This window comes from Streptococcus sp. oral taxon 061 (assembly GCF_013394695.1).
Lineage (GTDB): Bacteria > Bacillota > Bacilli > Lactobacillales > Streptococcaceae > Streptococcus.
Genome location: NZ_CP058258.1, coordinates 877810 through 893671 on the forward strand (window position 1 = coordinate 877810; position 15862 = coordinate 893671).

A 15862-nucleotide genomic window follows, 5' to 3' on the forward strand; every position below is an offset into this window, starting at 1 on the left:
CAGTAGTTTTTATTTATTTTCAGTTATGGTATACTAGTTGCAGAAAAGGATGTAAAAGAATCTATGTCAAAAGAAATCGATATTGAATATTATCATCAATTAGCGCTACAAAAACAAAAGGAACACAGAAAATTTCTAGGAAACCTAAAGAAGAAAGCTCCTAAAAATTTGGATAAGATTGCACTTGAGATTCACCAAGAGGTTTTTGAGGAAATTGATTGTACAGCCTGTGCCAATTGTTGTAAAACTCTTGGTCCTGACTTTAAAGAAGCTGATATAACTCGCATTGCCAAGTACTTTAAAATGAAATTACCAGCCTTCGAAGACGAATTTCTCCAAGTTGATGAAGACGGTGATAAGGTCTTTAAGTCAATGCCATGTCCATTTCTAGGTGACGATAATCTATGTTCTATATATGATGTTCGTCCTAAGGCTTGTAGAGAATTTCCACATACCGACCGAAAAAAGATTTATCAAATCAATAATCTGACTATCAAAAACACTTTAACCTGTCCTGCGGCCTATCTCTTCGTTGAGAAATTAAGAGAAAAAACCGAATGAAGGAGTCTTTATTAGGTAATTGTTTGTCAATTAAGCGTTTACATGGTATAATGTATGTGAAAAAATTATCAATCTATCGGATTTTGCTTATGCATGATCCCTTTCATATAAGGAGAAAAAGTGAATGAAAAAACTCACTAAATTTGGCATTATCACAATGTCTGTTTTTGTTCTAAATCTGGTATCACAGTCAGTGGTTCAAGCTGATGAAACTAATAGCGAACCAGCAAATGTTTCAGTGACACCAGGTATTACTAATTCAACTGATGCTGAGAACACTTCTTCAGCAGACAATAAGGTTGCACCAGACCCTACTAGTGACACATCACTAAAATCAGACGAAGAGGGTGCCAATGCTTCCTCACCAAAAACTATGGTTGCACCAGACCCTACTAGTGACACCTCACTGAAATCAGACGAAGAGGGTGCCAATGCTTCCTCACCAAAAACTGAAGAAATCTCAACTAATAGCGAAGCTACAACTGGCGGGAAAGAAGATTCAACCTCTCCTTCTGGGACTTCAACAGGCTCTGTCCCAGGCGCTAGTTGGGAACCAGATGGTAGCAATATCATTGATGAAGGTGGTTACGTCAATGTTGAAGGACTTCCAGCACATTTTAGTGAAGATGGTAAAAGTGTAGTCTACAATTACACTGTATCCTTCAAAGGAATGCACTCAAGTGATCGTGGCCAAACAGTCCGTGACATTCGTGTTCGTATTCCTAAAATTGCAGGTGCAAAGGCTGATTTCACTTTGATTGGAACACGTGATGCTAATGAAAATCCTGTAGATGTCAATGTTCCAATGAAAGAGCTTAAGTATGATGAATATGATGCGTATTCTGATTGGGATGCGATTGTTCCAACTGCTGAGGAACTAGCAGCGGGTAAGAAACCATCTATTGTAGATATGCAAGATTATGATTTCGGTGATGGAACTGTTAATTTATATGCTGTCAGTTCAAAAACATTGAGATCAACTGCTCTTCGAGTATCTGTAACCGTACCCTTGGAGGAAGCTAAGAAGATCAAGTACTTACCAATCGACGCGAGATTTGCTTGGAAATGTTCTCAAGAAGGTGGGGTTGGTTCATTTGAAGAAGGTTGCCAAAGTCTAGAAGAATATCATCGAATTCAACCATATTATCCAGATAGCAATGGGAAAATGACTTATGGCGCCCTAGCTAATCCAAGCTTAGTAGATGATACTTATGTTCAGAATGACCATCTAGTTAGGTCAGTTTCAAACCCAACTACTCATATCACACCAAATAACGGTGACTGGAAAACTATTCCTCATGATGTTAATATTAATCCTGAGACCTTCTTTAATTATGTTAAAACTTTTACTTTGAAATACAATCCTGCTGTTAAATACTATGCTTCAGAATTTGAAGATATGGCTGACCAGGATGTTTCTACGCTTCACTATGGAGATGTAGTGGTGGATTATGTTATCAAAGGAACAAATCAATCTATCAAGGAAACATATAAAGACACACCATTAACTTCTATTTATGGATCTGATGGAAATCTTGTGACCTACAATGCTGCTGAAAACGCAGATGAGCGTCCGTCTTCTATCACTGTAGATGGTAAAAAATACAATCTAGTTGGTGTTTCTTCAACATCTGCACCTGAAACAGGTCAGTTAAAAGAAGGTACAACTCATGTTATTTATGAGTATGAGAAGGAGCCAGATCCAGAACCAACTCCAGATCCTAAACCAACCCCAGATCCAGAGCCAACTCCAGATCCTAAACCAACCCCAGATCCAGAGCCAACTCCAGATCCAGAGCCAACTCCAGATCCGAAACCAACCCCAGATCCAGAGCCAACTCCAGATCCAGAGCCAACTCCAGATCCAGAGCCAACTCCAGATCCAGAGCCAATTCCAAATCCAGAGCCAACTCCAGATCCGAAACCAACCCCAGATCCAGAGCCAACTCCAGATCCGAAACCAACTCCAGATCCAGAGCCAACTCCAGATCCAGAGCCAACTCCAGATCCGAAACCAACTCCAGATCCAGAACCAACTCCAGATCCAGAGCCAACTCCAAATCCAGAGCCAACTCCAGATCCGAAACCAACCCCAGATCCAGAGCCAACTCCAGATCCGAAACCAACCCCAGATCCAGAACCAACCCCAGATCCGAAACCAACTCCAGATCCAGAGCCAACCCCAGATCCAAAACCGACTCCAGATCCAGAGCCAACTCCAGATCCAGAGCCAACTCCAGATCCGAAACCAACCCCAGATCCAGAGCCAACTCCAGATCCAGAGCCAACTCCAAATCCAGAGCCAACTCCAGATCCTAAACCAACCCCAGATCCAGAGCCAACTCCAGATCCGAAACCAACCCCAAATCCAGAGCCAACTCCAGATCCGAAACCAACCCCAAATCCAGAGCCAACTCCAGATCCAGGAAGCAAATCAGAAGAAACACCGAAACCTATTCAACAAGATAAAGTTCAATCTTCTGAGCAAAAAGTAGCTCATGAAAAAGCTCAGTTACCAAATACAGGTACTTCTGATTCGCCATTAATTATGAATCTTCTTGCTATTATAGCTGGAATATTTGGTATTTCACTTTTCAAAAAAAGTAAAAAAAACAAAGAATTAAGTGAATAGTTCTATAAAAAGCCATCTAAATTGGATGGCTTTTTAACATAGTCTACTATTTTTCTATAGTTAAAGTCTGTATTTAACAGGCTTTAATTTTTGTATATTTATCAATCTTATCTAATCAAAAATCATCTACTTGTCTTAAAGTTTCTTTAACTTTTTCTTAAAGAAAACTGATATAAGGTATTTTTAAGCGATGTTCTGTATAGTTATTCCATCATCAAAGAAGGAGGTATCGATATGAACTATATAGTCATTCCAGCTTATCAACCAGATAATAAACTTATCAAACTTATCGAAAAAATTCATGAAAAGAGTAATTTTCATATCCTTGTCATTGACGATGGAAGTTCATCAAAGTGCCAAAAAATCTTTGATAAAGCCGAGCAATATGCTACGGTACTCCGTCACGAAGTGAATCAAGGTAAAGGGCAGGCGCTTAAAACAGCCTTTTCTTATATCCAAGACCAAAACATTTATGGAACAGTAGTCACAGCAGACGCGGATGGGCAACACAAAATTTGGGATATTTTCCGTGCGGCTAACAAAGCTTCTGAAAATCCTAACAAGCTAATCTTGGGTGTGCGTGCCTTTACAGGTAAGGTTCCACTCCGTAGTCGTTTTGGGAATAGCTTGACAAAAGTACTCTTTAAATTACAAACAGGAGTAGGAGTAACAGATACTCAGACAGGCCTTCGCGCCTTTACAACAAATCTCATTCCTTTTATGCTAAAGATCGAAGGTCAACGTTATGAATACGAAATGAACATGCTTCTGGAAGCAAGCAAAGAATATGAAATCATACGGTGTAAAAACGGTCTACAACCTTGATGGTGGTGGATCATCTACGCTTTACTTCAACGGTCAGGTTATTAACAAGCCAACGACTGGAGGAAACAAAATTTCAGAAAGGGCGGTGAGTGATATTGTCTACATCGGTTATTAATCCTAACAAAAAACGTTTTAAAAAAACTGTCATCTCTTATACACTAATTACGATTTTCTTCTTTGCCTTCTCTAGAATTTATGAAGCATTCAGTTTTGGAGAGACATCAGTTCATATGCATTACTTGTTCGCTGTACCTCTGGTGGGTGGGATAATACTAGCAATCTTGCTCAAAGCCCCTCCGTATTTGTCCAGAATTAGCCTTAATTTATGGAATTCGGCAGTAGCTATTGTTACAACAGGGACACTATTCCGAGGTATTGTCAATCTATCTGGTCGTTCAACCACACTTGATGCACCATATTGGTATGTAGGTATTAGTTTTGCAATCTTAGCTATTCTATCTACATTTATAAATCCTCTTCTAACTTATAAACGTACCAAAGTAATAGAAGGTTAATTATTAGAATAAAATAAGTAGTCGTTCAGATATTGTTCGACTACTTTTTGTTGACTTTTATTTCTAAATTGTTTTAACAATATTACAACTTTCTTTCTTTTTAAAGATGTTACTTTTATATTTGAAATTATAATGTATAATAAAATAGAGATTGTTGTCTTTAAAACGATAAGTAAGAAGTAAAAAATATAGGGAATATAAAATTGAAAGGATAAAATAATGAAAAAGATATTACTAGCAAGTACAGTTGTTCTTTCCATAGCAGGGATTTCAAAAAACAACGTCCTGGCTGAAGAAAACCAAGCTACAAACAAAGTGCAAAGTTCAGAAAAAACTGTAGCAAATGAAATAAGTAAAGAAGCTAAAGAGAAAAAGCAAGCTCAAGGTCAAGAGCAGAACGATAAGCAGAATCAGAACGAAACACAAAACAAGGTAGAAAAAGATTCTTCCCAATCTACACAGAAACAAGAAACAGCCCTTACCAAGGATAACTCTTCAACAGAAGAAATTACTGAAGAGGTCAACAAAGAAGGTTGGCAAAAAGAGAATGGTCAATGGCGTTATTATGAAAATAAAAAGGCTGTTACGAATTGGAAAAAAATAGCTGGTCACTGGTATTATTTTAACCAAGACGGTACCATGCTTAGCAATACAGTTTATGATGACTATCTCTTTAACAAAAGCGGTGCTATGGTTGAAACTTCTTGGGTAAAAATTGATGAAAAGTGGTATTATGCCACAGAATCAGGAAAGATTATCCGCAACAAATGGGAAAAAATCAACGGTTTTTGGTATCGTTTTGATGAAACTGGTATCATGTTAAGCAAAACCATTTATAATGACTATCTTATTCAGACTAGCGGTGCTATGGCTGAAAAGAACTGGGTAAAAATGAATGAAAAGTGGTACTATGCTACTGATTCAGGAAAAGTCGTTCGTAATAAGTGGGAAAAGATTAATAGCTCTTGGTACCTATTTGATAAAGACGGGGTTATGTTGAGTAGTCAATGGAAAGATAAATACTACCTAAAAGATAGTGGCGCCATGGCTCAAAACGAATGGTTCTTTGATAAAAAATACAATAGTTGGTTCTACTTAAAATCAGATGGTTCTTATGCTGAAAACCAATGGCAAGGGTCCTACTATCTCAAATCATACGGTTATATGGCCAAGAATGAGTGGATCTTTGATAAGAGTTACAATGCTTGGTATTATCTAAAAGATGATGGACTATATGCTACTGGAACACTCAAAATCAATGGTAAAAATTATAGCTTTGAAAATAACGGGAAGTGGATCTCTAATCCATCTAGTTATTATAAAGTAAAACCAATAACAGCCTATGTTTATAGTGCTTCTGGAGATAGACTTAGCTATATTTCTCAAGGTACTATAGTTGCTGTTTCTGACACAGAGTCTCAAGGTGACAGACTCCCAGTCCAAATTTCTGGACTTTCAGGCTTTATGAATAAGGGTGACCTTGTAGCTGTTAACACTAATAATGAGTTTATCCCTCATTACACAAGCGATGGTCGTTACGTTTATCACGAGTTATCACCTTATACAAGTATTCGTGTAGCACCTCATAGTTCATCGATGGCTATTGGTACAAAATACTATTCAGCAGATGGCGTTAACTTTGATAACTTTAAAGTTGAGAACCCATTCCTCTATAGAGATCTAAGAAAGCCAACAAATTATACAGCAGCTGAACTCGATAAAGTTTATTCTCTTATGAATATTCAGGGGAGTCGACTTGCAGGAAAAGGAGAGGTCTTCAAAGAAGCGGAGAAACGCTATCAGGTGAATGCACTCTATCTAATGGCGCACAGTGCTCTAGAAAGCGCATGGGGACGTAGTCAGATTGCAAAAGATAAGAATAACTTCTTTGGTATTGCTGCCTATGATACCACTCCATATGATTCTGCAAAGAGTTTCGACAATGTTGATAAGGGAATCCTAGGTGCAGCTAAATGGATTCGAGAAAATTATATTGATGAAGGTAGAACCTATCTTGGTAACAAATCATCTGGTATGAACGTTCTTTACGCTTCCGATCCATATTGGGGTGAAAAGATTGCTAGCATTATGATGACAATCAATAGTAAACTTGGTGAAAAAGATTAAAATATTTTAAAATCGATAACTTTAAAATGGTTATCGATTTTCTCTATTATAAATCATAAAAAATAAAGGGTTTACTTTTTTAGTAAACCCTTTTTTGGTTGTGAACTTAAATCATATAAAATTAGACCACTTTAATTGTGTTCATTAAAATTAGTTATTTTTAGATTTAAGTGAGTTTCTAACAACTAGAATTGATGAAACAAGGATGATAGTACCAAGAATTGTTACAAATGTTCCTTTTCTTTCACCAGTTTTTGGAAGCCCTGGCTTATCTTCAGTTGTAGTTGTTGTAGTTGAAGTAGCCTTAGGTTCTACAGTTGTAGTTGTTGTAGTTGAAGTAGTCTTAGGTTCTACAGTTGTAGTTGTAGGCTCTTCAGTTGTAGTTGTAGTTGAAGTAGTCTTAGGCTCTTCAGTTGTAGTTGTTGTGCTTGAAGTAGTCTTAGGCTCTTCAGTTGTAGTTGTAGTTGAAGTAGTCTTAGGCTCTTCAGTTGTAGTTGTAGTTGAAGTAGTCTTAGGCTCTTCAGTTGTAGTTGTAGTTGAAGTAGTCTTAGGCTCTTCAGTTGTAGTTGTAGTTGAAGTAGTCTTAGGCTCTTCAGTTGTAGTTGTTGTGCTTGAAGTAGTCTTAGGCTCTTCAGTTGTAGTTGTTGTGCTTGAAGTAGTCTTAGGCTCTTCAGTTGTTGTTGTAGTTGAAGTAGTTGTAGGCTCTTCAGTTGTTGTTGTAGTTGAAGTAGTCTTAGGCTCTTCAGTTGTTGTTGTAGTTGAAGTAGTTGTAGACTCTTCAGTTGTTGTTGTAGTTGAAGTAGTTGTAGGCTCTTCAGTTGTTGTTGTAGTTGAAGTAGTTGTAGGCTCTTCAGTTGTTGTTGTAGTTGAAGTAGTTGTAGGCTCTTCAGTCGTAGTTGTAGTTGAAGTAGTTGTAGGCTCTTCAGTTGTTGTTGTAGTTGTTGAAGTAGTTGTAGGCTCTTCAGTCGTAGTTGTAGTTGAAGTAGTTGTAGGCTCTTCAGTTGTAGTTGTAGTTGAAGTAGTTGTAGGCTCTTCAGTTGTAGTTGTGGTTGTAGTTGTAGTTGTGGTTGTAGTAGTTGAAGTTTGATCGCCATCCACACCACCGTTTGCATTGATGTTTGCCACAGATGCGTTTACTTCTTTGGCCACAACCGCAGTTTCACCTTTGACTTGGTACCAAACTTTTGTGTTGTTCTTGAAGTCTTTTTGCTTTTCATTTTCTAATTTTGTACGATAGAAAATTAGAACGCCAGTCTTGTTGATCAAGTCTTTTGGAATTGTAACAGTGATTTTTCCAGAAGCATCAATTGTGAATGTTGATCCAGGAAAGGCCGCTAAGAAATCGTCGATAGCAGTTGCACCACCGTAATATCCAGGTTTATTACCTGTTGTAGTAATACTGAAGCTATCTTTTACAAGTGAATGACCACCTTGGATTTCATCTTCCACACGAACGTCGCCGTCCACTTCTAAGTTCATTGCGTTGATTGTCAATGTCCAAAGAATGTGTTCAGGATCATTAGCGTGCATATCCCCAGCTTTTAAGTAGAATGGAGCGTGGTTTTCGCCAGTCGCCTCTTTCTTAACGCTTAGATCTACTGTCTTATCTCCACTGATGATAGTAAATTTACCAACATGTTCTTTATCAGTTGCTGTATCATTATGAACTTCAATCTCAAATTCACCCCAACCACGGATGTTTTGAAGGTTTTTGATAGCTTCGTTAAAAGTAACAGTAGCAGAGCCATCAGTAATGACCATGTCTCCAACGTAAGTTCCGTCGATGTTTAGAGGAATAGTCTTTTTAAAACCTACCCCATAGACTGTACCAGAACTAGTCCAATTAACTTTTAATGTATCACCTGGTTGGATTTTTTGTGCGTGCTCGTCAAATGTAAACTTAACAGTTGTTTGTCCACCATTTGTGAGTTCATTTGATGAAACAGTCAGTGAGCTAATATTATTACTGACATCTCCAGCTTTTACCACATCAGACTGCGAAAATACTATGAACAATAAGGGTAAAAATACAAGAAAGAAGACTTTTGCAAGTCTACTTAGATTATTTTTTTTCATTTCCTTCTCCTATTTGTCTCCAAATTTTTACACTTATTTGTATGTTGAAAATAAAACCTACAAATATATGCATAATTATATAGGTTACTTTTTCAAGACAACACTACTAAAAATGCACCTCCTACTAGTCAATTATCAAAAAAATATCCTATAAAGTGAATTATAGCACAAATAAATAAAAATTCAAGTATTTAACTGTTTTAATTATAAAATTATATTAAACTCTCTGAAAAAATTTAAACATTTACTTTGAACAATGTTTGTAAGCAATGATTCGTTCATCGAGGAAATGAAAAGGACTATTTTTGAAATAGTCCTTTATATAGTTAATCAATCTTTAACCTTATTCTTTTTCATTTTTACGTAAGAATGCAATGGCACCGATTGATGAAATGAGAGTTACAAAACCAACGATAGTAACTAACGTTCCTTTGCCTTCACCAGTATTAGGAAGTCCCGGTTTGTCGTTTGTTGTTGTTACTGTAGATTTAGGTTCTTCACCAGTAGTTGTTGTAGTTGAAGTAGTCTTAGGCTCTTCAGTTGTAGTTGTTGTAGTTGTAGTCTTAGGCTCTTCAGTTGTAGTTGTTGTAGTTGTAGTCTTAGGCTCTTCAGTTGTAGTTGTTGTAGTTGAAGTAGTCTTAGGTTCTTCAGTTGTAGTTGTTGTGCTTGAAGTAGTCTTAGGCTCTTCAGTTGTAGTAGTTGTAGTTGAAGTAGTCTTAGGTTCTTCAGTTGTAGTTGTTGTTGTAGTTGAAGTAGTCTTAGGTTCTTCAGTTGTAGTTGTTGTAGTTGAAGTAGTCTTAGGTTCTTCAGTTGTAGTTGTTGTAGTTGAAGTAGTCTTAGGTTCTTCAGTTGTAGTTGTTGTAGTTGAAGTAGTCTTAGGCTCTTCAGTTGTAGTAGTTGTAGTTGAAGTAGTCTTAGGTTCTTCAGTTGTAGTTGAAGTAGTCTTAGGCTCTTCAGTTGTAGTTGTTGTAGTTGAAGTAGTCTTAGGCTCTTCAGTTGTAGTTGTTGTAGTTGAAGTAGTCTTAGGCTCTTCAGTTGTAGTTGTTGTGCTTGAAGTAGTCTTAGGCTCTTCAGTTGTAGTTGTTGTAGTTGAAGTAGTCTTAGGTTCTTCAGTTGTAGTTGTTGTGCTTGAAGTAGTCTTAGGCTCTTCAGTAGTAGTTGTTGTAGTTGAAGTAGTCTTAGGCTCTTCAGTTGTAGTTGTAGTTGAAGTAGTTGTAGGCTCTTCAGTCGTAGTTGTAGTTGAAGTAGTTGTAGGCTCTTCAGTCGTTGTTGTAGTTGAAGTAGTTGTAGGCTCTTCAGTCGTAGTTGTAGTTGTTGTAGTAGTAGTTGTTGTTTCTTCTTTTGGATTTACGATTGTTTTAGTCACAGTTTGATCTGTACCAAAATCTTCCGCATTAACTTCTGTATCTGCAACTTTGATGACATAACCTGATGGTGCTTCAACTTCAGTGATGATATATTTGTCTTTTAACAGTTTGTTAACAGCAATATTACCATTATCATCTGATACGAACTCACCAATAACTTGATTGTTAGCTTGACGAACTACTTTAAATTTAGCACCCTTAAGTGGTTGGTTAGCCTCATCTACTTTATGGATATTGATTGAGTAAACATAACCAACACCAGCACCACCAGCAATTTGAACTGCAGCAGCATTAGTTACGCTGGTACTTTCAATACCAACACCTTTAAGGGTTGCTTCATTTCTCAAGACCTCACCATCTACAGGATCATAATTTAAACGAACCTTATAAGAAATACGATACTGGTCTTCTTCTGTAATGTCCCCTAGTTCAATAACGAAGGATTGACCGTCTTCACTAACGGTAATCTTGTGTTGATCAGTTACGTCAACACTATTCGAGAATACCCAATCACCAGTTTCGAAAGAGAATTTACCTTTGGAAACTTTAATACTATCTTTTACATAGCTAGCATTTGTAAATTTCAAGTGATCCTCAATCGTCACCCCTTTGATATTTTGTTTTGTACGATTGACTGAAATAGTATATTGGACCTCTCTTGGGTCACCAACGTTAACCCAACTAGTCTTTGTTAAAACTTGAGGATTTCCGTCTCCGATACCTTTAAATGTAATCTTCCCGGCAGGTTTTGATTCTTTGTTTATCGTAATCTCAATTGGAATTTCTCCTTGTTGAGGATGTTTTTTGAAATCGACACGAGCATAGAAGAAGAAAGATCCGTGAGTATTTGAGTGTTTTTCAACATAATCCGTATAAGTTAAAGAAATGGACTTATTATCCGCACTTACTTTAGCGTGCGCGATAATCTCATTTGTATTGATATCTTTAATTTCGAATGATTGTGAAGTAATCATCAAAGCGTCTGGTACAGTCATAACAGTAGTATCCCCTGCTTTGACATCTTTTTTTCCAGTTAAATCATACTTTGCATCGATACGGAATGTAGCCCATTGCTCTAAATCCCAAGTTAGATCTCCACCTTCATTATTTACAACTTTGACATCTGTAATTGCATCTACAAATTTTCCAGTTACTGAAATCTCAGGAGTTTCAGCAAATGTTTTATTCAAACTAAATACAAAGACAGTTGTCAATAAGCAAATAATAAAAGAAAAGATTCCCAATTTCTTTTTGTTATTCATTATTTTCCTTCCCTTTTGTTAGATTGGTATTCTTAAGATACAAAAAAATATTGTACTTTAAGTAATACTCCCTGAATCATTTTTTTATATAGGATGATTTTATAGACACCCTTATTGTTGCCCTCCTCCTAGTCTATTACTAAAACTATCCTATAGGTGAATTATATCACATTATAATGTCTACATCAATAATATATATGTGGAATTTGCTATAAATTAAAATATTTACAAAAACTTAGAATTTATCTGTCTCTTAAGAATAAAAAAAAATAGAAAAACGTTTACATTCTTTGTTTTATCACGTTTAAACTTTTTAGTGTTTTATCTGATGATAATAAAAATCATTTCAACAATTTACAAAAATCTGAGAATTATCTATTTTTGAATACTAGAAATTTTATATTAAATTTTATTATTTATTATATTTTTAAAATTACTTATTTGAAAATCAATCGTGTGAGGATTTATTATTCTATCTGTTTGTGCTATACTTTGAAGTATATTAAGACTATTGAATACAGGACAATAAATTAATGACTTATAAATTTTTACTCTTTGACCTCGATCATACTTTACTTGATTTTGATGCTGCTGAGGATGTAGCCTTATCGCACCTCCTAAAAGAAGAAGGAGTAGAGGATATCCAAGCGTACAAAAATTATTATGTGCCAATGAACAAAACACTTTGGAAGGATTTGGAGCAGAAAAAGATTACAAAACAAGAACTAGTCAATACACGTTTTGCAAAATTGTTTGCTCATTTTGACATTGAAAAAGATGGTGCCTACTTAGCAGAGCGTTACCAGTTTTTCCTGTCTAAACAGGGACAGATTTTCCCAGGTGTGGAAGATTTATTAAAAAAATTGATACATCAGGGATTTGAACTCTATGCTGCGACAAATGGAATTACCTATATTCAGACAGGTCGTTTGGAGCAATCTGGGATTTCACCCTACTTCAAGGAGATTTTCATTTCTGAGCAACTCCATACCCAAAAACCAGATGCAGCATTTTATGAGAAAATTGGAGCTCGTATCCCTAATTTTGATAAAAATCAGACCCTTATGATTGGTGATTCTTTATCAGCTGATATTCAAGGTGGAAATAATGCTGGTATTGATACTATCTGGTACAATCCGCATCATCTGGAAAATAAGACGCTAGCAAAGCCGACTTATGAAGTTGATTCTTATCAGGCTCTGCTAGAAATCTTAGATAAACTGTAAAAAGTGGTTTCAATAGCCACTTTTTGCTATAATAGAGGCAGTAAAAATAAAGGAATGGTAAACGATGTCAAGACCAGAACTTTCTCTTTATGAACCATTGTATACACTAAAGGAAGTTGATCAAAATATCTGGATAGCAGATGGTGACTTGATACAAATGGACTTGAAGGTCTTCAAACTTCCTTTTCAGACACGTATGACAGTGATAAAGTTAAACGATGGAAAACTCTGGATTCATTCTCCTATTGCGCCAAATGAGGAGCTCTTTACTGAACTGGACGCTTTGGGCAAAGTCGCTTACCTAATTTCACCCAATAAGATTCACTACGCCTATATTTCCGATTGGAGAAAAAGATATCCTCATGCGCAAGCGTGGTCTAGTCCAGGAGTTGAAGAGAGAGCGAAAAGTCAGAATGTCAAGGTAGAATTTGATGCTCCTTTAACAGATATGGCTCCTGACCTATGGTCTGATGAGATTGAACAGCTTGTTTTTAAGGGAAGTTCTGTCATCGAAGAGGTGGTGTTTTTTCATAAATCAACTAAAACACTTATTTTAACAGACCTTATAGAGAATTTTGAACCTGAAAATATAGCTAGTCCAATTCGCAGAAGATTCTATCGTTTAGCTCGTGTAACAGCTCCTGATGGTCAAACTCCTATTGACTATCGGATGACTTTTATAGGAAGGCAAAGGGAAGCAAAGGTTTCCTTTGCCCGTATGTTAAACTGGAAACCGGATAAGATCATTCTTGCACATGGTTTATGCTTTTTTAAAAATGGTACGGATGAATTAAGACGTGCCTTTAGATGGATACGATAAAGGAGTTGGCTATGCAACACTCATCTTGGCATGCTTTGATTAAGGAGCAATTACCTGAAGGTTATTTTGGGAAAATCAATCATTTTATGGAACAGATCTATGCTCAGGGAACTGTTTATCCTCCTAAGGAAAAGGTTTTTCAGGCTCTTTTGATGACTCCTCTGGAAGAGGTTAAGGTAGTGATTCTGGGGCAGGATCCCTATCACGGACCTGGTCAAGCTCAGGGATTAAGTTTTTCAGTTCCTGATTCGATTCCAGCACCGCCTTCGCTTCAAAATATTTTAAAAGAACTTGCGGATGATATTGGGGTAAAACCGTCACATGACTTGACCTCTTGGGGCGAGCAGGGAGTCTTACTTCTTAATGCTTGTTTGACAGTTCCAGCTGGTCAAGCAAATGGTCATGCTGGTCAGATATGGGAGCCATTCACGGATGCAGTGATTAAGGTTGTCAATAAACTTGATAGACCAGTGGTTTTTGTACTCTGGGGTGCTTATGCACGGAAGAAGAAGTTCTTGGTTAAAAATCCTCAGCACTTAATTATCGAATCAGCCCACCCAAGTCCTCTTTCTGTTTACAGAGGATTTTGGGGTTCCAAGCCTTTTTCCAAGGCCAATGCATTCTTAAAAGAAACAGGACAAGAGCCAATCGATTGGCTTAGATAAGGAGAGAATATGCCTCAGTTAGCGACAATTTGCTACATTGATAATGGAAAAGAATTGCTCATGCTTCATCGCAATAAAAAGCCTAATGATGTCCATGAAGGAAAATGGATCGGTGTAGGTGGCAAGTTAGAGCGTGGAGAAACTCCACAAGAATGTGCTGCTCGTGAGATTTTAGAAGAAACTGGTCTAAAAGCAAAACCAGTATTAAAGGGAGTTATCACCTTTCCTGAGTTTACACCAGACCTGGACTGGTACACCTATGTATTTAAGGTGACTGAGTTTGAGGGGGAATTGATTGATTGTAATGAAGGGACTTTAGAATGGGTTCCTTATGACGAGGTTTTAAGCAAACCAACCTGGGAAGGAGACCACACCTTCGTAGAGTGGCTTTTAGAAGATAAACCATTCTTTTCAGCCAAGTTTGTTTATGATGGTGATAAGTTATTGGATACCCAAGTGGATTTCTACGAATAAAGGAGAAAGCAGATGTTACTAATTAAAAATGGTCGAGTAATGGATCCTAAGTCTGGTTTGGATCGAGTGTGTGATGTTTTGGTTGAAGACGGTAAAATTGTTCAAATTGCTTCTGAAATCCAGGAAGAAGGCGCTCAAGTAATAGATGCTACTGGTCTTGTAGTTGCACCCGGTTTAGTGGATATCCACGTTCATTTTCGTGAACCTGGTCAAACTCATAAAGAAGACATTCATACAGGTGCTTTAGCAGCTGCAGCTGGTGGTTTTACGACAGTTGTCATGATGGCTAATACCAATCCAACCATTTCAGATGTTGAGACTTTGCAGGAAGTTCTTCAGTCTGCCGCTAAGGAAAAAATTAATGTTAAGTCTGTAGCAACGATTACCAAGAACTTTAATGGCCAAGACTTGACTGGCTTTAAGGCGCTTTTAGAAGCTGGAGCCGTTGGTTTTTCAGATGATGGTATTCCTCTTGAAAGTAGTAAAGTAGTTAAAGAAGCTATGGAAGAGGCTAAAAAACTCAACACTTTTATCAGTCTGCACGAAGAAGATCCTGGCTTGAATGGTACACTTGGTTTTAACGAGAATATCGCTAAAGAGTACTTTCATATCTGCGGTGCTACTGGGGTTGCAGAGTACGCTATGATTGCACGTGATGTTATGATCGCCTATGCAACAAAAGCCCATGTTCATATTCAGCATTTGTCTAAGGAAGAAAGTGTCAAGGTTGTGGAGTTTGCTCGAGGTTTAGGAGCAAATGTAACAGCCGAAGTTGCACCGCAACATTTCTCTAAGACTGAAGCGCTTCTCTTGACTAAGGGAAGCAATGCTAAGATGAATCCACCACTTCGCTTGGAGTCTGATCGCCGTGCAGTTATCGAAGGACTCAAGTCAGGTGTCATTTCAGTAATTGCGACAGATCACGCGCCGCACCATGCTGATGAAAAGAACGTCGAAGATATTACCAAGGCACCCTCAGGTATGACCGGTTTAGAAACTTCTTTGTCGCTTGGTTTAACCTACTTAGTCGAAGCTGGTGAGCTGAGCTTGATGGAATTATTAGAAAAAATGTCCTATAACCCAGCTAAACTTTATAACTTTGAAGCAGGTTATCTATCTGAAAACGGTCCAGCTGATATTACAATTTTTGATGATAAAGCGGACCGAATCGTGGATAGTCATTTTGCTTCTAAAGCAGCGAATTCACCATTTATCGGTGAATCTTTGAAAGGGCAGGTCAAATACACCATCTGTAATGGACAGATTGTCTATAAGAACTAGGTGAAATCTGCTCTTTCGAATCATTAATTAG

At 37.3% G+C, this 15862-nt stretch carries 11 protein-coding genes and 2 pseudogenes; 11 read left to right on the forward strand and 2 right to left on the reverse strand.

Annotated elements, in window-relative coordinates:
• Positions 1 to 63: 63 nt before the first annotated feature.
• The 6 genes and pseudogenes from HW271_RS04310 (at position 64) to HW271_RS04340 (ending at position 6660) form a co-directional block, all read left to right on the forward strand.
• Positions 64 to 561: a YkgJ family cysteine cluster protein gene (locus HW271_RS04310; protein WP_178894992.1), complete on the forward strand. Its 498-nt coding sequence runs from the start codon at positions 64 to 66 to the stop codon at positions 559 to 561.
• A 124-nt stretch (positions 562 to 685) separates the two neighbouring features.
• Positions 686 to 3193, forward strand: coding sequence for an LPXTG cell wall anchor domain-containing protein (locus HW271_RS04315; protein ID WP_259274748.1), 2508 nt, complete (start codon positions 686 to 688; stop codon positions 3191 to 3193).
• Between the two features lie 228 nt (positions 3194 to 3421).
• A pseudogene (locus HW271_RS04325) lies at positions 3422 to 3991 on the forward strand (glycosyltransferase family 2 protein); the annotation flags it as partial.
• Positions 3972 to 4133, forward strand: a pseudogene (locus tag HW271_RS04330) (phosphodiester glycosidase family protein); the annotation flags it as partial. The pseudogenes HW271_RS04325 and HW271_RS04330, both read left to right, overlap by 20 nt.
• Positions 4108 to 4533: a hypothetical protein gene (locus tag HW271_RS04335; RefSeq protein ID WP_178894994.1), complete on the forward strand. Its 426-nt coding sequence runs from the start codon at positions 4108 to 4110 to the stop codon at positions 4531 to 4533. The pseudogene HW271_RS04330 and the gene HW271_RS04335, both read left to right, overlap by 26 nt.
• Positions 4534 to 4752: 219 nt before the next feature.
• On the forward strand, positions 4753 to 6660 hold the full coding sequence (locus HW271_RS04340) for a glucosaminidase domain-containing protein (protein ID WP_178894995.1): 1908 nt from the start codon (positions 4753 to 4755) through the stop codon (positions 6658 to 6660).
• Between the two features lie 150 nt (positions 6661 to 6810).
• Here the strand turns inward: HW271_RS04340 and HW271_RS04345 are convergent, their stop codons facing one another.
• Both HW271_RS04345 and HW271_RS04350 read right to left on the reverse strand, forming a co-directional pair.
• Positions 6811 to 8736, reverse strand: coding sequence for an LPXTG cell wall anchor domain-containing protein (locus HW271_RS04345; RefSeq protein WP_178894996.1), 1926 nt, complete (start codon positions 8734 to 8736; stop codon positions 6811 to 6813).
• A 343-nt stretch (positions 8737 to 9079) separates the two neighbouring features.
• Positions 9080 to 11365 (reverse strand): Ig-like domain-containing protein, encoded by a 2286-nt coding sequence (locus HW271_RS04350; RefSeq protein WP_178894997.1) that lies wholly within the window; start codon positions 11363 to 11365, stop codon positions 9080 to 9082.
• 533 nt (positions 11366 to 11898) lie between these two features.
• Between HW271_RS04350 and HW271_RS04355 the strand changes: the two genes are divergently transcribed.
• The 5 genes from HW271_RS04355 (at position 11899) to HW271_RS04375 (ending at position 15831) form a co-directional block, all read left to right on the forward strand.
• The gene (locus HW271_RS04355; protein ID WP_178894998.1) at positions 11899 to 12591 is read left to right on the forward strand and encodes a YjjG family noncanonical pyrimidine nucleotidase; all 693 of its coding nucleotides are present in this window, start codon (positions 11899 to 11901) and stop codon (positions 12589 to 12591) included.
• A gap of 64 nt (positions 12592 to 12655) precedes the next feature.
• Positions 12656 to 13411, forward strand: coding sequence for a DUF4336 domain-containing protein (locus HW271_RS04360; RefSeq protein ID WP_178894999.1), 756 nt, complete (start codon positions 12656 to 12658; stop codon positions 13409 to 13411).
• A gap of 11 nt (positions 13412 to 13422) precedes the next feature.
• The gene (locus tag HW271_RS04365) at positions 13423 to 14076 is read left to right on the forward strand and encodes a uracil-DNA glycosylase (protein WP_178895653.1); all 654 of its coding nucleotides are present in this window, start codon (positions 13423 to 13425) and stop codon (positions 14074 to 14076) included.
• A 9-nt stretch (positions 14077 to 14085) separates the two neighbouring features.
• Entirely contained in the window at positions 14086 to 14550 is a 465-nt protein-coding gene (locus HW271_RS04370) for an 8-oxo-dGTP diphosphatase (RefSeq protein ID WP_001135775.1), read from the forward strand.
• A 12-nt stretch (positions 14551 to 14562) separates the two neighbouring features.
• Positions 14563 to 15831, forward strand: a complete 1269-nt coding sequence (locus HW271_RS04375) for a dihydroorotase (RefSeq protein ID WP_178895000.1) — start codon at positions 14563 to 14565, stop codon at positions 15829 to 15831.
• Positions 15832 to 15862: the final 31 nt, after the last annotated feature.

Coding starts and splice junctions, on each gene's coding strand:
- HW271_RS04310 (WP_178894992.1), top strand. CDS start 64: ATGTCAAAAGAAATCGATATTGAATATTATCATCAATTAGCGCTACAA.
- HW271_RS04315 (WP_259274748.1), top strand. CDS start 686: ATGAAAAAACTCACTAAATTTGGCATTATCACAATGTCTGTTTTTGTT.
- HW271_RS04340 (WP_178894995.1), top strand. CDS start 4,753: ATGAAAAAGATATTACTAGCAAGTACAGTTGTTCTTTCCATAGCAGGG.
- HW271_RS04345 (WP_178894996.1), bottom strand. CDS start 8,736: ATGAAAAAAAATAATCTAAGTAGACTTGCAAAAGTCTTCTTTCTTGTA.
- HW271_RS04350 (WP_178894997.1), bottom strand. CDS start 11,365: ATGAATAACAAAAAGAAATTGGGAATCTTTTCTTTTATTATTTGCTTA.
- HW271_RS04355 (WP_178894998.1), top strand. CDS start 11,899: ATGACTTATAAATTTTTACTCTTTGACCTCGATCATACTTTACTTGAT.
- HW271_RS04360 (WP_178894999.1), top strand. CDS start 12,656: ATGTCAAGACCAGAACTTTCTCTTTATGAACCATTGTATACACTAAAG.
- HW271_RS04365 (WP_178895653.1), top strand. CDS start 13,423: ATGCAACACTCATCTTGGCATGCTTTGATTAAGGAGCAATTACCTGAA.
- HW271_RS04370 (WP_001135775.1), top strand. CDS start 14,086: ATGCCTCAGTTAGCGACAATTTGCTACATTGATAATGGAAAAGAATTG.
- HW271_RS04375 (WP_178895000.1), top strand. CDS start 14,563: ATGTTACTAATTAAAAATGGTCGAGTAATGGATCCTAAGTCTGGTTTG.